Below are 23,807 nucleotides of genomic sequence, written 5' to 3'. Positions count from 1 at the left end.
CGGATATCGTCGTACCGCCTGGCGACAATTAAACCAACAAAGGCAATAGCATTCAGTAACGACGATATCGATGCACCAGAATCAACCAATTACAGAGCGCCCCTGCAGGCAGCCCCCAGTCTGGCTAGCTGGCTTTGTCCTGTCTCTTTGCTTCGTCTGCGCCGGCGTTCAGGCTCAGACAACCGTAAGAAGTGACACAGAGCGCCTGTTGCTTGGGCAGCAGGCGCTGACCTCACATCTGTCAGAAGAATTTCTCGATCGGTGGCTGCAAGCGCCAGCCGACACATTCGCAGAACTGTTGAGCCAATTCCCTTCGGACATTGCTCTCCAATCAATTGCAGGCTCAAATGTCGCAGCGCAGGACTGGTCCTTCAACTCCAGTGACAAACTGCTTCTGGATGCCCCCAGCCGACTAAACTGGATTGTTGTTGACCTGATCTATCGGGGCACTCAAGCCGAGCAGTTCATGCTGGATATGACCGGTATGGATGGCGTTGGCTGGGTCTACGTCAACCACATTGGCGAAACCATCAGCCACTGGGACGACTTCTCGGCACCCCAGGGTGGCAGACCCGTTTTCGATACCAAGGCCGTGATGCCTCTCAATCTGGTTCCGAACCACCCGTATCGACTGCATATCGTTGCCATGACAGTCACAGAGGCAAAATACGCGACCTTCACTCTCTGGGATGACGATGGATTCCGGGCAGTGCGATTGCAGCAAACACTTTTGGATGGTGCCTATTTCGGTCTTGTGATTGCGCTCATTCTGTACAATCTGTTGTTGTACATCGCACTGCGTCGCAACATGCACCTGTATTTCTGCCTGTTCATTTTTGCCAGTGCGGGCATGATCTATATCGGCTCGGGTCTGTCACTGATTGTAGGCCTTCAAAACCCATTCCCGCTATCTCTTCCGCTGGCGTATCTGTTCCAGGGGCTTATCGGAATCACAGCGGCGATTTTCAGTATGTCCCTGCTCAATATAAGCGATCGCCACAGCCGCCTGTATCGTATGTGGATTGCCGTGCTGGCAATCAACATCTGTGTAACGCCACTTATCATGTATCTGGCGCGTGATGGCGGTTATTCGACTGATGGTATTGGTATCACATTCAGTATTCTGACGGGTGTCTGGTTGATCAGTCAGCTGGTTTACATTTATACACTGTCCACACACTGGCGCCAGTCCCTGCTGGTGAGATTCTGGTTTACGGCAGTGACGATCCACACCTGGGCGATGGCTGCCTGGCCAATGCTGATGAACAGCTCGCTGGACCTGCGCATCGCACCTTACCACCTGGCGCAGCTCGCCACACTGCTGGACACTATTGTTTTGTCAGCGCTGATCGCGTACACCATGCGCAGTGAACAACATTCTCGCATCAAGGCACAACAAAAGGCGGTAGAAAGCTTGCGCCTGTCTCATGATCTTGAACATGCCAAGTCCAATTTTGTCTCTGCTGTGGGCCATGACCTGCGCGGCCCAATCCAGGCGATCAGTCATTACACCGAAGCCTTCCGACTGAAACAACCCAATCACCATGATCGCGATCTCGACGCTATCGATCAGAACGTGAAAAACGTCTCAGAGCTGATCGACAACATGATCAGGCTTTCCCGTGTCGAGCGCCAGGCAAGCAACCCGGTGCTCGAAGCTGTCAGGCTGGAACAATTACTGATGGAACTGAAGTCAGAATTCAGCCCCAGAGCTGCAAGCAAGAAACTGTCGCTTATCATGGAAAATACAGCAGCGGTTGTATTCACTGACCGCATCAGCCTGAGTCAGATTTTGCGCAACCTCCTGGACAACGCCCTGAAGTACTCTGAGCGTGGGGAAATACGCGTGTCCGCGCGTCAGAGAGGCTCAAAGGTTATTTTGTCGGTCAGAGATTCCGGGGTTGGCATCCCTGAGGACCGACTACCGCATATTTTTACAGCCTTTTACCAGGGGCAGTCGGGCAAAGGCATAGGACTGGGCCTGTCGATAGTGAAGCGACTTGCGAACCTGCTGGATATCAGTATTGATGTGGCATCCACCGTCGGGTATGGCACCCGTTTTACCTTGACACTGGAATCAGCGACCTCAGATCAGCACCAGTCAGAATTGGCCGCACACAAAAAAGAAAGCCTCCCGCACAAACAGCTGATAACCTCACTCGAGGGTATATCCGTGCTGGTGATCGACTACCGAGGCGCCCTCGCACCATTGCATCAGTATCTTACCAGCTGGGGCGCCAGCGTGACCCACATTTCTGACAACAATGACCTGTCAACGATAAATGGCGCTACCAAAGGAGCCAGTATCTGCGTGATTGATAGTGTTGCGTACCTGAGCGGTCAAGCCTGGATGAACGTGCTGGAAAACACATCAGTGATAGTTGTCACGGCAGCGGATGAAACCCTTCCTGCCAGCCGGTTGAGATCCGCCAGCCACCTTGTCATAGACGCGAAAATTTCACCCATGAAGTTCCGTTCGCTGATCCATCGCAAGCTGCATATGAGGGCATCAGCCTGATACTGAATTCTCGCGCTGGCGCTCCTTGATCGCGCGCAGGCAGCTGATCCGGTTACTGACATTAAAATTCTTGAACATGTGATTCACATGTGTTTTAACGGTCGCTTTGCTGATACATAGATGGTCTGCAATCTCCTGGTTGCTCAGACCTTTCTCCATTAGTCCGGCGATCTCCAGCTGCCGTCGTGTCAGGCCGCCCATGAGTAACGAGTCGGCAGCTGCGTCAGTAGCAGTGTCAATCGCATCGACCATCAAGTGCCTGGGGAGATGAATCTGTCCCTGTCGACACTCTTCTATGGCATCCAGTATCTGATAAACGCTATAGGACTTGGGAAGGTAGGCTATGGCGCCGAGCTCGATCACATGCTGGATAACTGCAGGATCCTCAACCGAGGACAACACCATGACGGGCGTAGAATTGTGGCTTTGCTGAAGGTAGCGCAGCAATTCAATGCCACCCATGCCAGGCATCATCAGGTCAATAATGAGCAAGTCATAGTCATTGCTGGCCATTAATGCGTCAGGTATCCATTCTGCGCTGGCATCAAATTCCACCTGATACTCATTGCTCGCAGCGAGTATGGCAGACTTCAGCCCCTCACAAAAAGACACATGATCATCAATCAGCAGAATCTTCAATTTTCAGTCTCGAACCTTATTTAAGCCTGCCCCAATTTTACCAGAATGTTTGCTAACAGACTGACAGCTCTACTTTTTGTTACAGAGATTCAACCTTTGGGTTGATGGTCAACCCAGTAATATCGGCCTAAGATTGAAAATGTGTAATTCCCCGTCAGCCAAGGAGAAAAAAATGAGTAAAAACAAAGGCAACGCTGAACAGACTGCCGAAACCAGCGATAACAGCAGCAAAGGCAACTCCAAGAATACAGGCGGGGGCACCGAACAATCCTTCAGAAACACGCCCCAGGCAAAGGACGATTTGTTCGGAACCGGGTCCGGACGGATTGATTATCAGGACTCAGTTTATTATCTGGATGTGATGAACAATGACCTGGCCGGCAATGCCAAGTGGCTCTGGTCAGTCGACGACGGCGTCAATGACAGCGGCGCCATGGAAGGATATGAAGCAGGCGATCTGTTGACGCAAGACGACGCTGGCGTCGCAGGGCTGCCTGAAAACACCAGTCAGTTTGGAGCCAACATCTGGATTACTACTGACGGTAAAATCGCCTACGATGCCGGCAGCATCACTGGCCAGCCCTCCGCGGATCTGACCGAACTGGCACTGGGCGACACGCTGACCGATAGTTTCATTTACGCTATCCGCATGTCCAATGGCACGCTAAGTTGGGCCCAGGCATCAGTGACAGTGACCGGTGTCAATGACACCCCAACCGTTGAAGCTGTAGCTATCTCAGCAATTGAAGACGGATCGGCTGTTTCCGGCACTTTCCAGGGCGACGACGTCGATTCGGACAATGACATCAATGACCTGACATACACCATTGTTGGCGGGCCAAATGCCGGCACGCTGACCAATAATGGCGACGGCACCTTTACATTCAACCCAGGCAGCGATTTCCAGAGTCTTGCCCAGGGTCAGCCTACTACCATCACCCTGAGTTATACCGCAACCGACCGCCATGGCGCAGTCTCTGATCCGGCATCACTGTCTATCACCGTGACCGGCGTCAATGATGCGCCGACGCTCGGCGCCGGCGCGGGTGCAGCCAATGAAGACGGCAACGTCGTAAGTATCGACCTTGCGCCGCTGGGCGATGACGTCGACAGCGACGACAGCGGCAGCAGCCTGACCTATTCGGTTACCGGCCAGCCAGCCGAAGGCAGCGCCAGCATCAGCGGCACCAGCCTTACATTTTCCCCTGATGATGATTTCCAGAACCTGGCCGAAGGCGAGACTCGCGACGTCATCGTTGAAGTAACCGCAACCGACACACATGGCGCCAGCGCCGTCAACAATGTCACCATCACCGTCACCGGCAAAAACGATGCTCCAACTGTTGAGGCAGTTTCAGTGGCAGCCGTTGAAGACGGTAACACGGTCACTGGCGCATTCGTTGGTGACGACGTCGATAGTGACGACAGCGGCAGCACCTTGCAGTACAACATTATCGGCGGTCCATCTGCCGGATCGCTGACCAACAATGGCGATGGCACGTTCACATTTGATCCGGGCAGCGACTTCCAGGGCCTGGCTAAAAACGAGTTGACCACCATAACACTGACCTACACGGCCACCGATAACAAAGGTGCGGTGTCAGCGCCAGCGACATTGACGATCGATGTAACTGGCATCAACGACGATCCGACGCTGGCTGCCAGCACCGGCACAGCTACCGAAGACGGCAGCGCGATCGCCGTTGATCTGTCCGCGCTGGGCGCTGATGTCGACAGCGACAATGACGGCAGCAATCTCAGCTACAGCATCAGCGGGGCTCCATCAGAAGGCAGCGCCAGTATCACTGGTACCAGCCTGAGCTTTGCACCTGGCAGCGACTTCCAGGACCTGAACGAGGGTGAAACGCGTCAGGTTGTCATTGGTGTAACAGCTACTGATGCCCACGGTGCCAGCGCCAGCAACGATGTCACTATCACCGTCACCGGCACTAATGATGCGCCGACGCTTGCGGCAGCTACACTTGCTGCGCAGGAAGATGGCAATACCGCTTCGCTGGACCTGACCACACTGGGTGATGACGTAGATAGCGAAGACACTGGCAGCTCCCTTACCTACAGCCTGCTCAGCACAGCGCCCGGCGGCTCGGCTTCCATCGACGCAAACGGCGTACTGAGCTTTGACCCCGGTACAGACTTCCAGAATCTCGCCAAAGATCAGGCTACCAGCTTCGATTTGCAGGTACAGGCAACCGATTCCCGGGGTGCCAGCACAAGCAACACCGTCACTGTAACGGTCACGGGCGCGAATGATGCGCCTACGCTGGCAGCCTCAGCTATCGCCGCTACAGAAGATGGCTCTGCTGTTACGCTGGACCTGGCCGCACTCGGCAATGATATCGACAGTGATGACGACGGCAGCACGCTGGACTACGTGGTTCTCAATACGCCTGCCGGTGGCAGTACTGAAGTTAATGGCTCGGTACTCAGCTTTAACCCGGACGGTGACTTCCAGTCTCTTGCGCAGGGTGAAACCACCACTGTTGATCTTCAGGTTCAGGCCACGGACAAACACGGGGCCAGCGCTACCAATACCGTCACCGTGACTGTCACTGGTGTTAATGACGCACCGGAGATAACCGGCGGCGACAGTAGTGCAACGGTTACGATGAACCCGATTCAGGCGCCATTCAAGGTTGAGCAATGGGTCGGTTACAACTCCGACAAACTGTCGAATCTGCAGACCTACGCAGCCAACAATTTACCCGACTATACTGTATACACCAGTGTCGTAGACTACACGGATGACCCAGGTGGTTTTGCCGGAGAGATACCCGGCAGCACCCCATGGCCAGCGGCGCAGGCCACGGGTGAAAGCACAACGGGTGGTATCAACAACAACTTCTTCGCCAGACTAACGACGCAGATCCTGATCACAGAGGCCGACACATACACCTTCCGCACGTTCAACGATGATGGTGTGTTTTTGTCAGTTAACAATGACTACATCATCAGCAATTCAGGTTACTTCGCGGAAACAGCCTTCGAAGGCACCAAGTATCTTGAGCCCGGCATCTATCCGCTTGAACTGTATTTCTATGAGGGTGGTGGCGAAGCATCATTGGAATTGAGCTACAAAAACTCCACTGGTATCTATCAGCATGTTGGTAACAGCACGTTGACGGCCAATGGCACGCTTAATTTTGAAGACGTCGACCTCACTGACGTTCACAGCGTTAGCACCAATGCTGCCAACAGCGGCACGGTCGGCACTCTGACGGCGTCAGTGACAACTGATACAACCGGCAATGGCACTGGTGGCAACATCGCCTGGACCTATGAGCTCAGTGGAGAAGAACAGGAGAGCCTCAAATCGCTTGCCGAGGGTGAAACGGCGGAGCAGGAATTTGTAGTAACTGTCAGCGATGGCAAGGGTGGCACGGACACCCAGACCGTGAGCATCACAATTGAAGGCGCCAATGATGTTGCCGAGCTGGGTAACGCAGTGGTCGACCTGACCGAGACAGATTCTCAGCTCACTGCTTCTGGCACCTTGTCGATAACTGATGTCGATAATGGCGAGGCGTTCTTCAATGCCCAAACAAATACTGCTGGCACCTATGGCAGTTTCAGTATCGATGCCAATGGTAACTGGAGCTTCGCCTCCGATGGTGCACTAAACGACCTGGAAGAAGGCGAGCTGGTCACTGATATCTTTACTGTAAGCAGTGTTGACGGTACAACCAGCACCGTGACCGTCAACATCACCGGCACCCCTGATGGCCCAACCGCTGAAGACGACAGCAATGCGCTGACTGCCAGTGCAGCAACAACCAATACTGACAACACGGTTTACTGGGTTGACTGGACCAGCGCGACGCTTGTCTCTCAGGTCGGTGGTAGAAACCCCACTTATCTGGTGCAGGGAACCATTACACTAAGTGACCGGACTATTGGTGTCACGTATCAAGGTCAGGCTGCCGAGCCCTGGGGTTCTGTGCCAGGTGTCCAGTTTAACGATGCCGGCAGTGAAGACTATTATGTCACCAAGAACGGGGGCGTGATTACCAGCACCGAAGGCGTCGGAGTATACACTTCTGCTGAGGTTGCTAACGGACCTACCAACAACGACATAATCCGACTGAATCATGCGGACTCTCCTCGCACGCTGACATTCTCCGAACCGGTCGAAAACCTGTTCTTTGCCATCGTCAGCATGAACAGAAATGGATATATCTTCGACCAGGACTTCGAAGTGGTCTCCAGTGCCGACAGCAGCTCAGACTCTGGTTATTTCGGATGGACCGATGCCTGGGTCAAAACCAACCCGGAGCCAGGTCGTTACGGCATCAGCACCGACTCGACTGTCACCGGAGTATACGGTCAAACAGAGTTCCATGGTGTGCTGGCCATCAACAACGCACTGGACTCCCTGACCTGGGAAAGCCAGGCCGATGAAAATTGGAACGCGTTCACCATCGGCACCTATGGTGTTGCCCAATCTGCGACGGTTTCCGGAAATGTACTGAGCAATGATGACCTTGGCACCGCAGCGACATTCGAAGTCAGCAATGTTAACGGCAGCGCCATTGTGGGCAACTCGATTACTTTGACGCTGGCGTCTGGCGCCATTCTCAAAGTGGATCGGGATGGCAGCTATTTTTACGATGATCAGGGTCAGTTCACTACCCTGCCTGAAGGTGACACTTATACTGAGGTGATTGAATATACCGTCACCGACAACCTGGGCAATTCAGATACGGCAACGCTGAGCATTACGGTTACTGGGGCAGAAAACCCGTCGGCTCCTACCATTGCACCACTGAGCGTTACAGTGAGTGAGAAAAAGATTGACGGGGAGATTTCAAGCATTCTTTTCGTCGATGACTCCAACGGCAGAAGCTGGAAGTCTTTGTGGTTTTCTGCTCTCGACGCTAATGGATATGACTACGACCAGACTACGATCGGGGTCAATAACAACCCCTCTCAAGACTTGAATAATTATGATCTTGTTATCTGGTCTGTCGGGGACAGAGCGTACACCAACCTTACCAGCCAGAATGTGAGTACGTTGACCAGCTACCTGCAACAGGGTGGCAAGCTTCTGTACGCGGGCGGGCACAGTGTCTATAGCGAGCCCAATATTTCAAGCTTCGCCAGTCAGTACCTGGGTATTTCCAACTATCAAAGTAATATGCCAACGATCAGTTCCAACTTGAACTCCGCTGTGGGGCCTGATGGCAGTTACACTTTGAACTCATATCCGGGTGGCACATACGGCGGGACGATGTTGTCGGCATTCAATGCCATTGGGTCAACAACGTCGATGTTGATGGAGATTCCAAACTGGGGCGCCTATAACTCAAGCAACGACATTGCCGTGGTCAATGACCCGGGTACGTTTGTGGCCGCCACATGGGGCTTCGATTTGGCACAGTTGGGCGCGCAGCACCGTGACGACTTCCTGGGCTATACGCTTGATCAAATGGGTGGCGCCACATTCCGCTTCGATCTACTGTCTGGCGCAAGCGATCCCGACGGCGGCATTCTGAGCGTGAGTGACCTGATACAGGTCGGTGGCCCTGCCGTTAATGCCAATGTGGACAGCAACGGCATCCTGTCTTTTGACAAGGGCAGTGTCGACTTCCTGGATGAGGGCGAAACTGTTGATCTGACGTACCAGTACGATGTGGATGGTGCCAGCGCCAGTACAACCAATACTGTCACCATCACCGTTATAGGTGTAGCCGAAGACGTCGGTTAAGTCAGCCAGGCATTATTCTGTAACACTAAAGACCCCGCCTAGGCGGGGTCTTTGTTTCCAGCACTGTACTAAAACGAAGACCCGCATGCTGCTGCAGCCGCTCGATCAATCTGGATCCCATCGCAGAGGCTGGCGTCCAGAAACCACCCGCCACCTCGCTACGGTCTATGTCCTGTGACAGGCAAATAGCGGCCTGTCCCAGCATACGCGCTGTGGCGCCGTAGCCGGGATCACGCTCACCATAAAGATTAGTGCGAACGGTTTCACCGCTGCGGGTGTGCCCTACAAACACCAGATCGAAAAAGCCGGTGCGCTGCATCTCCGGGCTGGGCCCTTCACCCGGCTTTGGCAGGAAGCGACTCATCAGCCAGCGAGTTGGCGCCAGCGCAAAACCCAGCATCATCAATGACTGGCCACGTGCCGTGCGTCTGGCCCGCGCTTTGCCTTTACTATCGTTCCCAGTCATGACGGCTTCATCATAAAGAAAGTCCTGCCCCCATGGATGACCAAGCAGTGCGTGTGAACGATGCACGACCCGCGTGTTGATGCCTTCCATGACGAAAGGCGCAATCCAGCTGTCGACATCTTCCTCGTGGACAGCGGTGATCCTGTTTTGCCTGACCGTTGGCTTACGGTCAGGCGGGCAGATTGAATAGGGATCCTGCAGCTCGCGACGCAGTGCCGGATCTGCGGCAGCCTCTCTAGCGACATTCATCATGCTGGCAACGGTTCCGCCAGAGAACCCACCTTTGAACTTTCTGACGCGCATTTTGACGTGCTGGCAGGGCTCGCCGAGTTGTTGTTGCGACTGTTGCTGGGTATACAGCACACCAAGATCGGAAGGGATGGAGTCAAAACCACAGCAATGCACGATTCGTGCACCACTCTTTTTGGCTGCCTCTTCGTGGCGCTCAATCATGCGCCGTATCCACTGCGTTTCGCCGGTCAGATCGCAGTAATCGGTGCCAGTCTCGGCACAGGCTTTGACCAGCGGATCGCCGTGGAGTGCATAGGGGCCAACCGTAGAAATAATCACACTTGCCTGATCACACAGCACACGAAGACTGGCATCATCATTGGCGTCGGCAATGAGGAAATCTGGCGTATGGGGGCCGCCCAGTGAACTTTGCAGCGTCTTTAATCGCTCTTCAGAGCGCGCTGCCATCAGCCACTTCAGCGAACCATCGTGATTGAGTTCATGCAGATAGCGGCAGAGAATCTGTCCGACAAAACTTGTCGCACCAAATACTACCAGTGATTTTTGCATCTTGGGCTCCCGGATCAGGGAGCTGGTTTACTGCGACTGCAGCAGTTGCCTTTCTGCCTCTACCCGCCCGACAAAGTCAGCGCGCCGTTCAGCAATAAACTCAGCCCAGGGTTGTTGATTAAGCAATGGGTGTGGACGCACCTGAACACGCATCGAATGTTCTATGCCTTCGAAAGGTTGCTCCGGGTGACCTGTAATATAAATATCCAGGTCCAGTTGCGCCATATTGTCGAATCCTGCCAGGGAATCCTCTACCAGCGATGGGAAGCGCGGGTTATTGATCAGCTGAACACCTGCGTTCGGACCATTGCAGCCAAAGTAACCAACGGTGTAGGTCTGTCCCATGTCTTCCACGTCCAGACTCCAGACCGTGCACCCGGGGGTGTGACCTGGCGCTACCGTAGGCGTCAGTGTAACGCCACCCAGCGCAATCGACTCACCATCCTGCAGGCGTCGATCAACAACCACCGGCTCCCAGCCCTCGAAAGCAAGTGGAGAAAGATCCTGCCCTGCTTCAAGTGCATCGGCATCCGCATCAGAGGCCATGACCTGCGCGCCTGTCATTCGCTTCATGATGGCGTGGCCCTGAATGTGATCGAAATGCGCGTGGCTGGAGAGAATGATTTCTATGTCTTCGACCCTGAATCCCAGCTTGTCGACACTGTCGCGTATCTGCACCGGCATATCATGCACACCGGTATCGATCAGTATGTGGCCTTCAGGAGTGGCGATAAGATAGGAAGCAAGGTTAAGTGCACCCACGTAATAGACGTTGCCGATAATACGAAAAGGCTCAACAGGTTCTGACTGATGCGTGTGAAAAACCAGCCCGCTGTTGATGCGATCCTCCATGGACATGCGATCAATGCGGCCGGGAATACCGGTGTTTTGCTGGGCGTACAAGTCAGCTGAGCAACAAAGCATTGCCAGAGTTGCCGCCAGTATTTTTATTTTTCGCACTCATTCACCTTTTATGCGGCCGAGCTCCTCGCGCAGCTCATACCCCTTGTCGGTCACAATTCTTTCGAGCACTACAAGACGCTGTTTGACCGCGTCTAGTTCCTTCTGAACGGCACTTTCATTAACTTCTGACATCTTCGCATTGAGCTTGGCCATACTTTTGCGATACTCAAAAAACTGAGTAATAAGAACGATCAGAACGATAAATGTAAAGACTTCCATCTTGCGCCTCCCTTAGTAAATTCAGACCACCTCCGCCAGGTTGCCGTATTCCTCCAGCCAGCTTTTGCGGTCCGCTGCACGCTTCTTGGCGAGCATCATGTCCAGTGCCTCTTCGGTTTCGCTGTAGCCAGCACGTCGGTCGTCCTCTGGCACAACCAGTTGAACCAGTCGCCGCGTATCCGGACTCATTGTTGTCTCTCGTAATTGCAGCGGATTCATTTCACCAAGACCTTTGAATCGTTGCACATTGGGGCGAGCAGATTTTTTCTCGGCGGCGATTCGGTCGAGAATGCCGTTTTTTTCATCTTCGTCCAGCGCATAGTGAACATCCTTGCCTACGTCGATACGGTAAAGCGGCGGCATCGCCACAAAGACACGTCCGGCCGCCACCAGCGGCTTGAAGTGTCGCACGAACAAAGCACACAACAGGGTTGCGATGTGCAGACCATCAGAGTCGGCGTCAGCCAGAATACAGACCTTGCCATACCGCAGACCGGTTAAATCGTTTGAGCCCGGGTCCACCCCTAGTGCGACGGCAATGTCGTGCACTTCCTGAGACGCCAGAATCTCATTGGAATCAACCTCCCAGGTGTTCAGGATTTTACCGCGCAATGGCATGATGGCCTGGGTTTCTCGGTCGCGCGCCTGCTTGGCTGAGCCACCTGCCGAGTCACCCTCCACGAGAAACAACTCGCCCGCCATCACATCCTGGGTCGCGCAGTCTGCCAGCTTTCCGGGCAGTGCAGGACCAGATGTCACTTTTTTGCGCGCCACTTTCTTGCTCGCCTTCATTCTGCTTTGCGCATTGTTGATACAAAGCTCGGCGAGCGCCAACGCATCATCAGTATGCTGGTTCAGCCAAAGACTGAAAGCATCTTTGACAACGCCTGCGACAAACACCGCGCATTGACGCGATGAAAGGCGTTCTTTGGTCTGACCGGAGAACTGCGGGTCTTTCATTTTGATCGACAGCACGTAGCTGCAGCGATCCCAGATATCATCAGGCGTCAGTTTGACCCCGCGAGGCAGCAGGTTTCGGAACTCGCAAAATTCGCGCATGGCATCAAGAAGGCCGGTCCGCAGACCGTTGACATGAGTACCACCCTGCGCGGTCGGAATCAGGTTGACGTAACTTTCCTGCAGCAGTTCACCGCCCTCGGGCTGCCACAGCACGGCCCATTCAACGGCCTCATCATTGCCTTTCATATCACCAGTGAATGGCTCAACCGGCAGAGTCAGATAATCACCCGTTCCCTGCAGAATGTAGTCGGTAAGGCCTTCCTGGAAACACCACTCCTCACTTTGCGCTTTGTCTTCACTGACAGTGTCGTCAATAAAGATAACGCGCAATCCGGAGCACAGCACTGCCTTGGCTCGCAGTACGTGTTTCAGTCGCGGAATGGAAACGCGAGGCGAATCAAAATATTTCTCATCGGGCAAAAAGCGCAAAGTCGTGCCTGTATTGCGCTTGCCAACCGTGCCAATCTCTTTCAGCTCAGTGTCTTTGTCGCCATTCGCAAAACGCATCTGGTAGACACCACCATTGCGGCGCACGGTGACCTCAACATAATGCGACAGTGCGTTGACTACCGACACACCCACGCCGTGCAGACCACCGGAAAAATTGTAGTTCTTGTCGGAGAACTTGCCACCTGCGTGCAGGCGCGTGAGGATCAGTTCCACGCCCGACACCTTCTCCTCCGGGTGAATGTCGACAGGCATGCCGCGACCATCGTCCTCGACTTCAATAGAACCGTCTTTGTGCAGGGTCAGGGTGATGGTTTTGGCATGACCCGCAAGCGCCTCATCGACGCTGTTGTCCAGTACTTCCTGGACCAGGTGATTGGGTCGGGTGGTGTCAGTGTACATGCCGGGTCGTTTCCTGACCGGATCCAGACCAGTCAGTACTTCAATGGCATCTGCGTTATAACTACTACTCATAGACTACTCGTTCTCTGCGTTCGAGACTGTATTTTTGTTTTGGATTCAGTAACCGGCGGCTCGCTCGTCGATCTGAATCTTGAAGTTTTCCAGACGGTGCACCCAGGTATTGATTTCACCATTGTCCTGCAGTTCCAACCATCGATAGGCAGGGTTTTTTCTGTCGAGCGCAAAATCTTCCACACCAGGTTTGAACTGGATACAGGTCGATGGAGTGCAGATATAGCGAATGCCGTCGTAGACCGCGTCCAGCTCTTGATGGATATGACCGTAAACAACAGCCCTGACCGATGAATAGCGGGCCAATAGCTCACGAAACTCATCGGCGTTGTGCAGGCCAATATCGCTCATCCACCCGGCGTTGCCCTGAATAGGATTATGATGCAAAAAGATGAGACTGTGCTGCAGAGACTTGTTTCGCTCGACGGACTCCAATAACTGAGCAAGGCGCTGCAATTCCGACTCCGGCAAGAGACCGTGCACACTGCCCCGCACGCTGGTATCAAGCATGATCAACAGCCAGTTACCAAGGGCCGCATCGCCGACGAAGGGGTTGTCGGCAAGCGCAAGAGAGGTCATCACCTCCCGATCATCATGGTTGCCGGGTATCCAGTAGTAAGGACATGAGAGTTTGCGAACGGCGGCGTCGAAATGCAGGTAGGCCTGCTCTGATGCGTCCTGAGCGATATCGCCGGTGGCTACGATAAGATCTGCCGACAATGAATCATTGGCTATATCTGAAATGATGCGTTCAAAACTGACCGAAGTGTTCATTCCGAGCAGGGCCTGCTCTGAATTGCCAAACAAGTGTGTATCTGTGATCTGCAGTATTCGCATAAGCGAGATCACAAAACCAGGTCAGTCAATGGAAAGGAGACTGGACGGACGCGCATCGGCATCAGAGGCAAGACACAGCTGCAACCATTGCGCAAGAAATTCATTAATCTGCCTCTTTTCATCCTGATGATACATATCCGCATTCGGTACTGCGCTGCGTGCCGGTATGCGCCGTCGTCCCTGATAACTCACTGGCTCGGCGGTTCTGGCATCGAAGTAAAGCCTTACATCGATGACTGGCATACTGAGTCTCGCAGGCCAGGCCGACCGTCCATTAGCCAGCGCCACTTGCAGTGTCGCCGTGTAGGGAAAAGACTCTGTCAGGGTAAACATCACGTTCAAATCGTCGCCCAGACGGTGCTTCCACACGCGACCCTCTTTACTCGATTCTAGATCAGGCATCAGCGTTAGTAAACGTCTAAAATTGCGATCACAGGTACGCATGTACGCGGCCAGATCAACGCGATATCGCGGTCGAAATTCAGGATCCGCCAAAGAGGGATAGAAGCTGTTACTCACTACCTGAAACCTCATTGCCACCACTCAGCAGGGAGCTGTGATGCAGCTGCAGCCATTGCAGGGCGATGATCGCCATGGCATTGTCGATCACGCCTTGCGACAGCAGCTCTATCGCTTCAGACACAGACAGTACAACCACTTTGATGTCTTCATGCTCTTCGTCAAGCCCAAAGACTCCGCCGGCATTCGCCGCGTCTACCTGGGCATAAAAAACACTGATACGCTCATCGCTGCCGCCGGGGCTGTTGTAATAATCGCAGATAAAGCGCAGATTGCTGATAGTCAGACCGGTTTCTTCCTGAACCTCTCGCATGGCCATCTGTTCGATGCTTTCGTTCGCATCAAGCATGCCGGCAACAAGCTCCAGCGCCCACGGCGCCCGATCGGTCTCATCAATCTGCCCGACCCTGAATTGTTCCACCAGCACCAGCTGGTCGCGCTTCGGATCATGTAACAGGACACCAGCAGCTCTGCCTCGGCAAAACAGCTCTCGCGTAAAGGATTCACTCCACCCGCCCTTGTAAAGGCGATGACGCAGCGTCAGACGTTGCACAGAGAAAAATCCCTGAAACGCCGTTTCGCGCGCAACAATTTCTACATCAGAGCGGCTGAAAACAGGTTTGTATGTCATGAACGGCAGATGCCCTCAATCGAAAAAGCAGGCTTTCAAAAGGTGGCCATTATGCCGCAGAGGAAGGTTGTCTGCCACCTTGCCGGCATCGAGCCCGCAAGGTGACGAGGATGCGAGCGTCTGTCAGTTAGTGACGCTGGACAGGCGCATGTTGACCAGAGGGTCCAACAGTCGGTACCAGATGGATGTTGGACGAATCGGTTGTTCAAGACTCACCAGGCACAGACAATCTGTGTCCATGGTCGCTGTTGGCTGATGCTTCTCGCCGGCATTGCGTACCACAAAATCGCCTCGCACGTACTGGCCTTCCGCATCCGAGAAGCTGCCTTTCAGCAGTACTGTAATTTCTTCGCCGTGGTGCTCATGCTCGGGCATCTGACCGCCGGCTTTGATATCGTAAAGCGCAATGTCACGACCGGCACTGCCCAGCCCGACAGGGGCAACTCGCAGATATTTGCCCAGCTGCACCCAGCGCATTGACTCAAGTGGTGTCTGGGTCAATTTCTGGAGAATTCGTGGCATGCCTGACATTGCTGCACTGTGATTGTCCGACTGCATGGTCCTGGCAGAGTCCGGCACGCTTATGTCGGCTTTTTTGCTGGCATCGGCAGCTCGTGCATCAATTTTGTTCATAAGACGCATGAAGTCATCATCCTGCGACGAGGAATCCGCATCCACTGCTGGCTCCATGGCTGCCATGATCTGTGCGCCGAGATCACTCAGCTGCTGGGCGTGCGCCCTGCATTTGGCACAGAATTCCAGATGCGCTGCCACGCAAATCGCCTCCGATGTCGGCAGTGTACCCGCCGCATAATCGGTCAGAAATCTTGAATCTGGATGAAATGTAACCATGTTGATACCTGTTGTTCGCGTAAGCTTTGTCTACCGCTGCAATTTTTCTGGGATCGATCAGATCAGCGGTCAATCAAAATTTGCATTTTGCTTAATGCCAGCCGGATACGTGACTTGACGGTACCCAGCGGCAAACCCATTTCCTCTGCCACTTCGTTGTGCGACTTGCCTTCCATAAATGCTTTATACAGCACCTGCAGCTGCTCATCGGGCAGAGTCTGCATGGCCTGCTTGATAACTTGTTCAGCTCGACGCTGCTGCAGATCTACCAGTGGTTCCGGTGACTCGGCGTCGTGCCAGATATCTTCGACATCAATCTTCCTGTCGTTTCGCTCATTACGACGGATAAAGTCGATTCGTGTGTTCCGCGCAATGGTGAATATCCACGTATTCACACTGGCCTTGGACGGATTAAATGAAGCCGCCTTGTTCCAGACCTTTATCAGTACTTCCTGAGTGATCTCTTCCGCCTCTGTCCGGTCAGCGGAAGCGCCCATGCTTTTAAGCAGAAACGCCCTGATCATTGGTGTGTAATGTTGATAAAGCCGCTGGAATGCCGATCTGTCACGCTTGTGCGCGACCAATCTAACCAGCTCCGCCCACGGATCTGGTTCATTGCGGCGATTCACTACTGCACTGGCTGCATTTTCCATATCGTCGTTGTTATCCACATAGTGTCCATGCGTTTGAGGTGAATTACGGACCGGATTCAACACTGGATCACCAAGCCGGTACAATTTTTGGTTCTGATTGACGTTTGCGGTTCCTGCCCAAGCCTGCATGATTGATCCGCAAGTCGGCAGGGTGCGTAACACCCATTAGCACTAACGCCGTCTGACTTCCTACATCCAGGAAGACAGAGTTTACACGCGCAGACGCTATGGCATTTCCACATTCGTTAAGTTGTGACCTGCCCTCAAGGCAAGCTTACGCGCAACAGGTGAGATATACAATTATGGCCACGAACATGAGTTCCGTTACGGAGAATTTGCGCGCCGCATTACTGCGCGATTTCAAGGAATTCTATCGCGAACCCTCCTTGTCCAAGCTGGATGGGCTGGACCGGATATACACCCAGGACATCGAATTCCACGACCCGGTCCGTTCTTTGTACGGAAGGCTGGCCGTCAAGAACCAGCTGCGTGGCCTCTTATCTCAGGCACACAGCGTGCAGATGATCTGCGAAGATGAGCAAATCAGCGACAACAGCGCCACCCTGGTCTGGAAGATGCGTTTTAGACACAAAAAAATCAAGCCAAATCAGGTGCTTGAATCAAGAGGCATCACTCTGATACGTTACACAGACCGTATTTATTATCAGGAAGATTTCTTCGACATGGGTTCAGCCGTGTATCAGCACATTCCGCTACTGGGGTCCGTTTTGCGACTGGTTAACAGGCGGATCGGGGGTTAGTGCCGATGCACAGCGCGATCTACAGTGGCCGGGTCCGTCATCGTCGCCTGCAGCCAAAGCGCCACCACTTCTCCTACCCGGTCTTCATGATGTATCTCGACCTCGATGAACTTGACGAGGTATTCGGCAGGCGCTGGATCTGGTCGCACAAACGACCCGCACCGGCCTGGTTCCGGCGCTCGGACTATCTGGGCCCTGCCAACGTCCCGCTCAAACAGGCGGTCTATGATCGAGTAGAACAGGAGACTGGTGAGCGACCGACCGGACCAGTCCGACTGTTGACCAACCTTCGTTACTTTGGATATCTGATCAACCCGATCAGTTGCTACTACGTGTTCGACCAGGAAAACAATCTGCAACACATTGTCGCCGAAGTAACCAACACACCCTGGCGTGAAACTACCATCTACGTGATTCCCTGCTATCCGGAGCGCGACACCCTGCATACCTTCGACAAGCAGATGCACGTCTCGCCCTTCATGCCGATGGACATGCAGTATCACTGGCGGGCCACTACACCCGCCGATCGCCTGAATATCAACCTGCAGAACTGGCGTGACGGCGAACAGGCGTTTAATGCCAGCCTCTCTCTTACCTCACGACCTGTCACGACCGGCAATCTGCTTCGTACCCTGCTGTCGTATCCATTGATGACCTTGCAGGTCGCCGCCGCCATTTACTGGCAGGCATTGCGGATATTTTTGAAACGCATACCGTTTGTCCCCCATCCCAAGCGGATGATGATGAGGAGCTAGATCAAACCATGAAATCACCCGGCAACTATCAGGCAGGACTGGTCAACACCGGCGCCGTCGCCAGCAGCACGACTCAACCGGCTCAGGGCACCCGAAGCCAGCAGCTGGCGCGCAATCTGCTGTTTCGACGGCTCAAGGGACTTTCGCGCGGCATGTTGACCATCACCGAGGGGACCGAACAGTTTCACTTTGGTGACAGCAGCACCAGCCCGGTCCATGCCAACGTCGTTGTGACAGATCCTGAGTTCTACAGCGCGGTGGCATGGAATGGCAGCATCGGCGGAGCGGAGTCCTATATGCAGCAGCACTGGCATACGCCAGATCTGGTGGCGCTGGTTCGCATCATGGTGCTGAACCTCAGTTTTCTACAGGGGATGGATCGCGGCAAATCAATGGGTGCACGCGTGCTCAACTGGTTTGCGCACAAAGCCAATCGCAATACGGTCAGCGGCTCGCGCAAAAACATTGCTGCCCACTATGACCTGAGTAACGACTTCTTTTCGCTGTTTCTTGACCCGACAATGATGTACTCAGCGGCTATTTTCCGTGACCAGTCTCAGACGCTTCACGAGGCATCTACTGCCAAGCTGACGCATATCTGCGAAAGACTGCAACTCAAGCCCAGCGACCATCTGGTTGAAATTGGCACCGGCTGGGGCGGTATGGCCATCCACGCCGCCAAGCATTATGGGTGCCGTGTGACCACTACCACCATCTCAAAGCAGCAATACGAGTACACCCGTCAGCGTATCGCAGAGGAAGGTCTGGAAGACCGGATCGAGCTGCTGATGAGTGATTACCGGGACCTGCAGGGTAAGTATGACAAGCTGGTTTCCATCGAAATGATCGAGGCAGTCGGTCACCAGTATTTCGCCACCTACTTCGAAAAATGTGCCTCGTTGCTGAAACCCGATGGTCTGATGCTGATTCAGGCCATTACGATTTCCGATCAGCGCTACGAAAAATCACTGCAGCAGGTCGACTTCATTCAGCGCTACATATTCCCGGGCGGGTGTTTGCCGTGTAATGCGATCATTGCCGGCCAGGTGGCTGAGCATACCGATCTGCAGATTGTCGGGCTGGAGGACATCACTCGAGACTATGCGATGACACTCGATCACTGGCGTCGCGCCTTCCTCAGCAAACTCGACAGTGTACGTGCTCAGGGCTTTGATGAAGCCTTCATTCGCATGTGGGACTACTATCTGGCCTATTGCCAGGGCGGCTTCATGGAGCGGGTCATCCATACAGCGCAGATTCTCATGGCAAAACCTGAGTATCGACTGGCGCCCCTGCATGCCCGCATTCCGGCAGGCACCTCGGGTCAAGGCCGAGCCTGAGGCGAATCATGGCAGCACCTGATTCGCTAATGGCGGGCGGTCTGAGCGAACGTCAACATATTGTGCTCAACGCGGTCGTCTTCCAGGTCGCCTGGCTGGTATGCGTGTGGTTCGGCTCGCTGGTTGCTGTGCTGACTACCGTCGCTGTGGTGGCGCTGCACCTGACACTGGTAAACAATGCCCGCGCTGAGCTGCAGTATATCGGCAAGGTGCTGGCGATAGGTTTTACCTGTGACTGGCTTTTTGTACAGACCGGTGTGCTGGCGACTGGCGGCACGCTGCCGCCCGCCTGGCTGACCTGCCTTTGGGTGTTATTCGCCACCACCGTTGGTTACCCGATGCGTCTGTTTCACCATCGCATGGTGCTTTCAGCGCTGGGCGGCGGACTATTCGCACCGCTTTCCTATTTTGGTGGAGCAAAGATGGCGGGGGTTGCCCTGATGCAACCGGACTGGCTGGGCCTGTTGATCATCGGCCTTTCCTGGGCATTGATTTTTCCCTTGGTGATTCATTTGTACACTCAAGCCATCCGTCCTGCGGGAGTCGAATCATGAGAAAAGCGACCGGGCTGTTTTTGGGTATTCTTATTGGCAGCGTTTCCTCCGCCGCTTTCAGCAATAACACCGGGGAAATCACCATCCCGGATGACGTCTGGGCAGTGGGAACGGCGCGAACGCCTGATGGCAATGAGATTCAGTACTACGAGTTTCATTTTTCCAATGCGGAGCGAGAGCTGACAACTCGTGTGGAATACCGTTACCCGGATGGCGAATTGTTTGCAGAAAAGCAGCTCAGCTACCAGGAGCCACTGGCCAGCCCCGAGCTGAACCAGCAGGACCTGCGCAATAACGCCCGGATCCAGATCAGTCGAATTGCATCCGGCGACGAGCTGACTGTGGAGGTCAATTATCGCGGTCACGACGCCGAGCAGGCTGAACAGGTGCGTATCAGTAGCGACGACAACCTCATTATCGACGCAGGCTTTGATGTTTTTATCCGACAGAACTGGGACACGCTGGTACAGGGCGACAGAGTGACCGCTGACTTTCTGGTCCCTGCCCGTCTCGACAAGGTACGTATCGGTATCAGCCGCACGGATACAGAGGACTGCGCACAACCCGAGGGCGAGGTGCATTGTTTTCTGATTCGTCCGGCAGGTTTTCTGCGCGTAGTCAGCTGGTTTGTCGATCCGATCGCAATTGGCTATGACCCGCAGAGCCAGCGCTTGCGCGTCTTCAACGGCATCAGCAACTTACGCGACGAGCAGGGCGAATCGCGCAACGCACTGATTACCTTTGAATATTATTAAATAAAACGAGCACCCGCTTTTACGTTATAATCCTGCGCCTGAAGCGGAGGACCAGTTATGCCATTGCCGACACCGGCGCAGCGCCAGCACATTCATACCCGGAAAATCGATTTTGCAGGCTACGAACGCGACGATGGTATGTTTGACATCGAAGCTCACCTGACAGACACCAAGTCCTATGCTTTCTCCAATAACTGGCGCGGCAATATTGAGCCAGGCGTGCCCATTCACGGTATGTGGTTACGCGTGACCATTGATGACAAGTTCGTTGTGCAGGACGTCGAGGCTTCGACCGATCACAGTCCGTTCGCAATGTGTCCCGATATCACGCCGGCCTACAAAGCATTAAAAGGGCTGACCATGGGGCCCGGCTGGCGCCAGGCAGTCCGACAGAAAGTCGGTGGCATTCAGGGCTGCACACACCTGACTGAATTGCTGTTTCCAATGGCGACTGTGGCCATTCAGACCATCCGGCCGCTGCAGAATCACCGGCGCAAGCTGGCCGACTCGGACAGCCGTCGCTCTGCCGGCAAACCGTTTGTGCTCAATACCTGCCATGCCTGGGCGGAGTTTTCACCGGTCGTGAAAGAGAACGCACCTGACTACTACGTGCCTGCGGAGCGCAGCGAACGTGCCAGCGCAACAATCGCCACTGACGCCACTACTCCTGCAACAAAGGAATAATCAGCGTAATCGCGACTCCTTCAAATTCCTGAATGTTCTCGGCGCGGATATGCCCCTGGTGGAACTCGGTGATCAGTCTCGCGATATGAAGACCCATGCCGAGGTGTGGTTCGCGCTGCTTTTCCTGCGGCCGCACCGAGATCATTGAGTCAAACAGACGCCCCTTCATTTCCTCAGGCAGGTAGGGGCCGTAGTTGGTCACTCGCAGCACTGCACGCCCTTTGATGGCTCTACAGAACACAGTGATGGGTTTACGGTAGTAGGTAAATTCCACCGCATTGGCAATCAGTTTGTCCATCAACTGGGCAATATACTCCGGCACACCACTCACGATGACCGGCCCCTGCAGATCATCCTCAATCACCGCGTCCGGGTATGCAAGCCGGTAACCCTCAACACAGCCGGCCACCACTTTGGCCAGGTCGATGCGCTCTTTTTCCGAGGTCTGCAGCATCTGCTCAAGCCGCGTTGCCTCGCTCATATTGGTCAGGATCAGGTTGAGACGGTTGATGCCATCTTCAGCGCGCTGAATGTAGACCGCCGACTCACGATCGTGCACGGTCATGCCCAGGTTTTCGAGTGAGGAGCGCACCACGGTCACGGGTGTGCGCAGCTCATGCGACAGGCGTGAGGACATGTTTTCCAGATAGTTGGTGTACTGTCCAAGGCGCTCCACCATGTTGTAGAAACTGCGCGACAGGTCACCAATCTCATCAGAGTTGCGACTGGCCACGATGGTGTTCTTCAAGCGGCCATGGTCATCGATAATGTTTTCCGCCTGGTTGCGCAGTGCGCGGATGCGGGCGGAGATGCGTGAGGCAAAAAAGAACAGCCCGAAAGCCACCAGCAGCATCACACCCAGGATTGTATTGAACAGTGTTTCCAGCGCCTGATTGCGGAAGGTGCGCAAGCCGTTCATGTTCTGGTCAACCACCACCGCCCCCATCACCTCGCCGTCGGCAAAGATCGGATAGGCAGCTTCCAGAATGCGGGTCTGACTGGGATCAATAGTGCGGAACTGCGTCATCGACTCTCCGTCCAGCGCCGCACTCAGATGCGCCCCCTCCAGCGTGCTGCCGACATACAGGTCGTCAATAAAGTCATTCGAAGGTTTGGTCAGGATCTGATAATAAAGCGGATGCAGAACATTATCTTCCATCCACGCCCAATAACGGTTGCGGCCACGCTCGGTTTCTTCTGCAGCCAGCGTCAGCCCTGTGGCTGACTGGATGTCCCCGACACTCAGCAGTACTCGGCTGCCACGGTCGACAACCTGGATGCGCGAGTTGGTATGTCCCATGCCTTCCACGATCTTGTCGATCTCGGGTGTCGGTCGCAGCAGATTGCCAACCTCACTTCGCTGGTTCACATCAGAGGTGGCCACTACCGCTGTGACATTCCGGGTTTCCGGATCATCCACATCATAGATGGCAAACCCAAGCCGCTGCCCGAGCATCGTCAAGGGTAAACGCAGCTCGACCACATAACCGTCCTCAGTTTCATACCACTGACCGCTGATCCTTTCCTCGTGCGTGAGCGCACCTATGTCCCGCAGGTCATTGCCAATCTCGTAGGCATAGATGAATTCCGGACCACGCGGCGAAATGACATAGCGATGCAATTCATTTTCCGGCGACACCAGCGAGATCTGCAGGAAGTCGCTGCGATGGATACTGAGGCTGTCTGGTGAGCGATACACCAGCTGGTTGTCGACAACCTTCATGTAGGCATAAAGATAGCGGTTGTGCTCGCCGACCAGCAGGCGAAAATTCAGCGACTCGTCGTTGTGGTAATAGCGCGAGAACTCGCTTTGCGGGTTCAATTGAGTGGCAATCGTATTGGCGCGACCGTAGGGCAGTTCGTAACGCTGATAGTCACGCCAGTCGACCAGTGATTCATCGTCCAGGCTCAATGGATAATAGATCGGATAGACATAGAGGTTATCGCTGCGGCGAAGCGTGGGACTGAAGGTACCTTCATCGAACAGTTCAGGCCGTTCATTCAGAGCGGTCGCCAGCGCCCGGGCGGTACCGAGCACAACCTGCTCCTGACCGCGACGCAGATAATCCTCCATCTCCAGAATGTACTGATAACCCAGCCAGGGTATGACCAGCAGAAAGCTGGACAGGAAAACCAGCTTGAAGCGAATACCGAAGGGGGTTTTCAATGCCCGGGCCATAAGAGCGATCCGAAGTTA

The 23,807-nt window shown here is 54.3% G+C and carries 19 protein-coding genes; 8 read left to right on the top strand and 11 right to left on the bottom strand.

The genetic code is table 11. From position 1 onward, the window contains the following. Positions 1 to 70: 70 nt before the first annotated feature. Positions 71 to 2,518, top strand: a complete 2,448-nt coding sequence (locus tag LVD14_RS04665) for a sensor histidine kinase (protein ID WP_237132869.1) — start codon at positions 71 to 73, stop codon at positions 2,516 to 2,518. Here the strand turns inward: LVD14_RS04665 and LVD14_RS04660 are convergent. Beyond that, positions 2,510 to 3,157, bottom strand: coding sequence for a response regulator transcription factor (locus LVD14_RS04660; protein WP_237132868.1), 648 nt, complete (start codon positions 3,155 to 3,157; stop codon positions 2,510 to 2,512). The two genes, LVD14_RS04665 and LVD14_RS04660, sit on opposite strands and share 9 nt — an antisense overlap. A 172-nt stretch (positions 3,158 to 3,329) precedes the next feature. On the opposite strand from LVD14_RS04660, the gene LVD14_RS04655 reads away from it, so the two are divergent. Then, positions 3,330 to 8,879, top strand: coding sequence for a VCBS domain-containing protein (locus LVD14_RS04655; protein WP_237132867.1), 5,550 nt, complete (start codon positions 3,330 to 3,332; stop codon positions 8,877 to 8,879). Positions 8,880 to 8,904: 25 nt separating this feature from the next. Here the strand turns inward: LVD14_RS04655 and LVD14_RS04650 are convergent, their stop codons facing one another. The 9 genes from LVD14_RS04650 to LVD14_RS04610 all read right to left on the bottom strand — a co-directional run bounded on the left by LVD14_RS04650 (position 8,905) and on the right by LVD14_RS04610 (position 16,779). Then, positions 8,905 to 10,146, bottom strand: a complete 1,242-nt coding sequence (locus LVD14_RS04650; protein ID WP_237132866.1) for a saccharopine dehydrogenase family protein — start codon at positions 10,144 to 10,146, stop codon at positions 8,905 to 8,907. Positions 10,147 to 10,173: 27 nt separating this feature from the next. Then, positions 10,174 to 11,106, bottom strand: coding sequence for a subclass B3 metallo-beta-lactamase (gene bla, locus LVD14_RS04645; protein ID WP_237132865.1), 933 nt, complete (start codon positions 11,104 to 11,106; stop codon positions 10,174 to 10,176). Continuing rightward, complete coding sequence (locus LVD14_RS04640; protein ID WP_237132864.1) at positions 11,107 to 11,328, bottom strand: hypothetical protein; 222 nt, start codon at positions 11,326 to 11,328, stop codon at positions 11,107 to 11,109. A 21-nt stretch (positions 11,329 to 11,349) separates the two neighbouring features. Beyond that, complete coding sequence (gene parE, locus LVD14_RS04635) at positions 11,350 to 13,269, bottom strand: DNA topoisomerase IV subunit B (protein ID WP_237132863.1); 1,920 nt, start codon at positions 13,267 to 13,269, stop codon at positions 11,350 to 11,352. A gap of 45 nt (positions 13,270 to 13,314) precedes the next feature. Continuing rightward, positions 13,315 to 14,106 (bottom strand): 3',5'-cyclic-AMP phosphodiesterase, encoded by a 792-nt coding sequence (gene cpdA / locus LVD14_RS04630; RefSeq protein WP_237132862.1) that lies wholly within the window; start codon positions 14,104 to 14,106, stop codon positions 13,315 to 13,317. 21 nt (positions 14,107 to 14,127) lie between these two features. Further along, positions 14,128 to 14,550, bottom strand: coding sequence for a DUF1249 domain-containing protein (locus LVD14_RS04625; RefSeq protein WP_272907227.1), 423 nt, complete (start codon positions 14,548 to 14,550; stop codon positions 14,128 to 14,130). A 67-nt stretch (positions 14,551 to 14,617) separates the two neighbouring features. Further along, entirely contained in the window at positions 14,618 to 15,256 is a 639-nt protein-coding gene (locus LVD14_RS04620; RefSeq protein ID WP_237132860.1) for an NUDIX domain-containing protein, read from the bottom strand. Positions 15,257 to 15,379: 123 nt separating this feature from the next. After that, on the bottom strand, positions 15,380 to 16,108 hold the full coding sequence (locus LVD14_RS04615) for a ChrR family anti-sigma-E factor (protein ID WP_237132859.1): 729 nt from the start codon (positions 16,106 to 16,108) through the stop codon (positions 15,380 to 15,382). A 62-nt stretch (positions 16,109 to 16,170) separates the two neighbouring features. Next, complete coding sequence (locus tag LVD14_RS04610) at positions 16,171 to 16,779, bottom strand: sigma-70 family RNA polymerase sigma factor (RefSeq protein WP_237132858.1); 609 nt, start codon at positions 16,777 to 16,779, stop codon at positions 16,171 to 16,173. 296 nt (positions 16,780 to 17,075) lie between these two features. Here LVD14_RS04610 and LVD14_RS04605 point away from each other — a divergent pair, with 296 nt between their 5' ends. From LVD14_RS04605 to LVD14_RS04580, 6 genes are read left to right on the top strand one after another with little or no spacing between them, the layout of a single operon-like run. Next, positions 17,076 to 17,522: a nuclear transport factor 2 family protein gene (locus tag LVD14_RS04605; protein WP_237132857.1), complete on the top strand. Its 447-nt coding sequence runs from the start codon at positions 17,076 to 17,078 to the stop codon at positions 17,520 to 17,522. A 5-nt stretch (positions 17,523 to 17,527) separates the two neighbouring features. After that, the gene (locus tag LVD14_RS04600; protein ID WP_237132856.1) at positions 17,528 to 18,277 is read left to right on the top strand and encodes a DUF1365 domain-containing protein; all 750 of its coding nucleotides are present in this window, start codon (positions 17,528 to 17,530) and stop codon (positions 18,275 to 18,277) included. A gap of 8 nt (positions 18,278 to 18,285) precedes the next feature. Next, positions 18,286 to 19,617, top strand: coding sequence for an SAM-dependent methyltransferase (locus tag LVD14_RS04595; protein ID WP_237132855.1), 1,332 nt, complete (start codon positions 18,286 to 18,288; stop codon positions 19,615 to 19,617). 8 nt (positions 19,618 to 19,625) lie between these two features. Then, a complete protein-coding gene (locus LVD14_RS04590) occupies positions 19,626 to 20,171 on the top strand; it encodes a DUF2878 domain-containing protein (protein ID WP_237132854.1) in 546 nt (181 codons plus the stop codon). Next, a complete protein-coding gene (locus LVD14_RS04585; RefSeq protein ID WP_237132853.1) occupies positions 20,168 to 20,926 on the top strand; it encodes a hypothetical protein in 759 nt (252 codons plus the stop codon). The genes LVD14_RS04590 and LVD14_RS04585 overlap by 4 nt, the downstream gene beginning before the upstream one ends. Positions 20,927 to 20,983: 57 nt before the next feature. Continuing rightward, the gene (locus tag LVD14_RS04580) at positions 20,984 to 21,610 is read left to right on the top strand and encodes a DUF2889 domain-containing protein (RefSeq protein ID WP_237132852.1); all 627 of its coding nucleotides are present in this window, start codon (positions 20,984 to 20,986) and stop codon (positions 21,608 to 21,610) included. Here LVD14_RS04580 and pdsS read toward each other — a convergent pair. Beyond that, complete coding sequence (gene pdsS / locus LVD14_RS04575) at positions 21,588 to 23,789, bottom strand: proteobacterial dedicated sortase system histidine kinase (protein WP_237132851.1); 2,202 nt, start codon at positions 23,787 to 23,789, stop codon at positions 21,588 to 21,590. The genes LVD14_RS04580 and pdsS overlap by 23 nt on opposite strands. Between the last annotated feature and the right edge of the window lie 18 nt (positions 23,790 to 23,807).

The sequence above is a fragment of the Pseudohongiella sp. O18 genome, from assembly GCF_021729085.1.
Lineage (GTDB): Bacteria > Pseudomonadota > Gammaproteobacteria > Pseudomonadales > Pseudohongiellaceae > Pseudohongiella.
The sequence above is the reverse complement of the archived record's forward strand: the minus strand, read 5'-3'. Positions and strand labels throughout refer to the sequence as shown.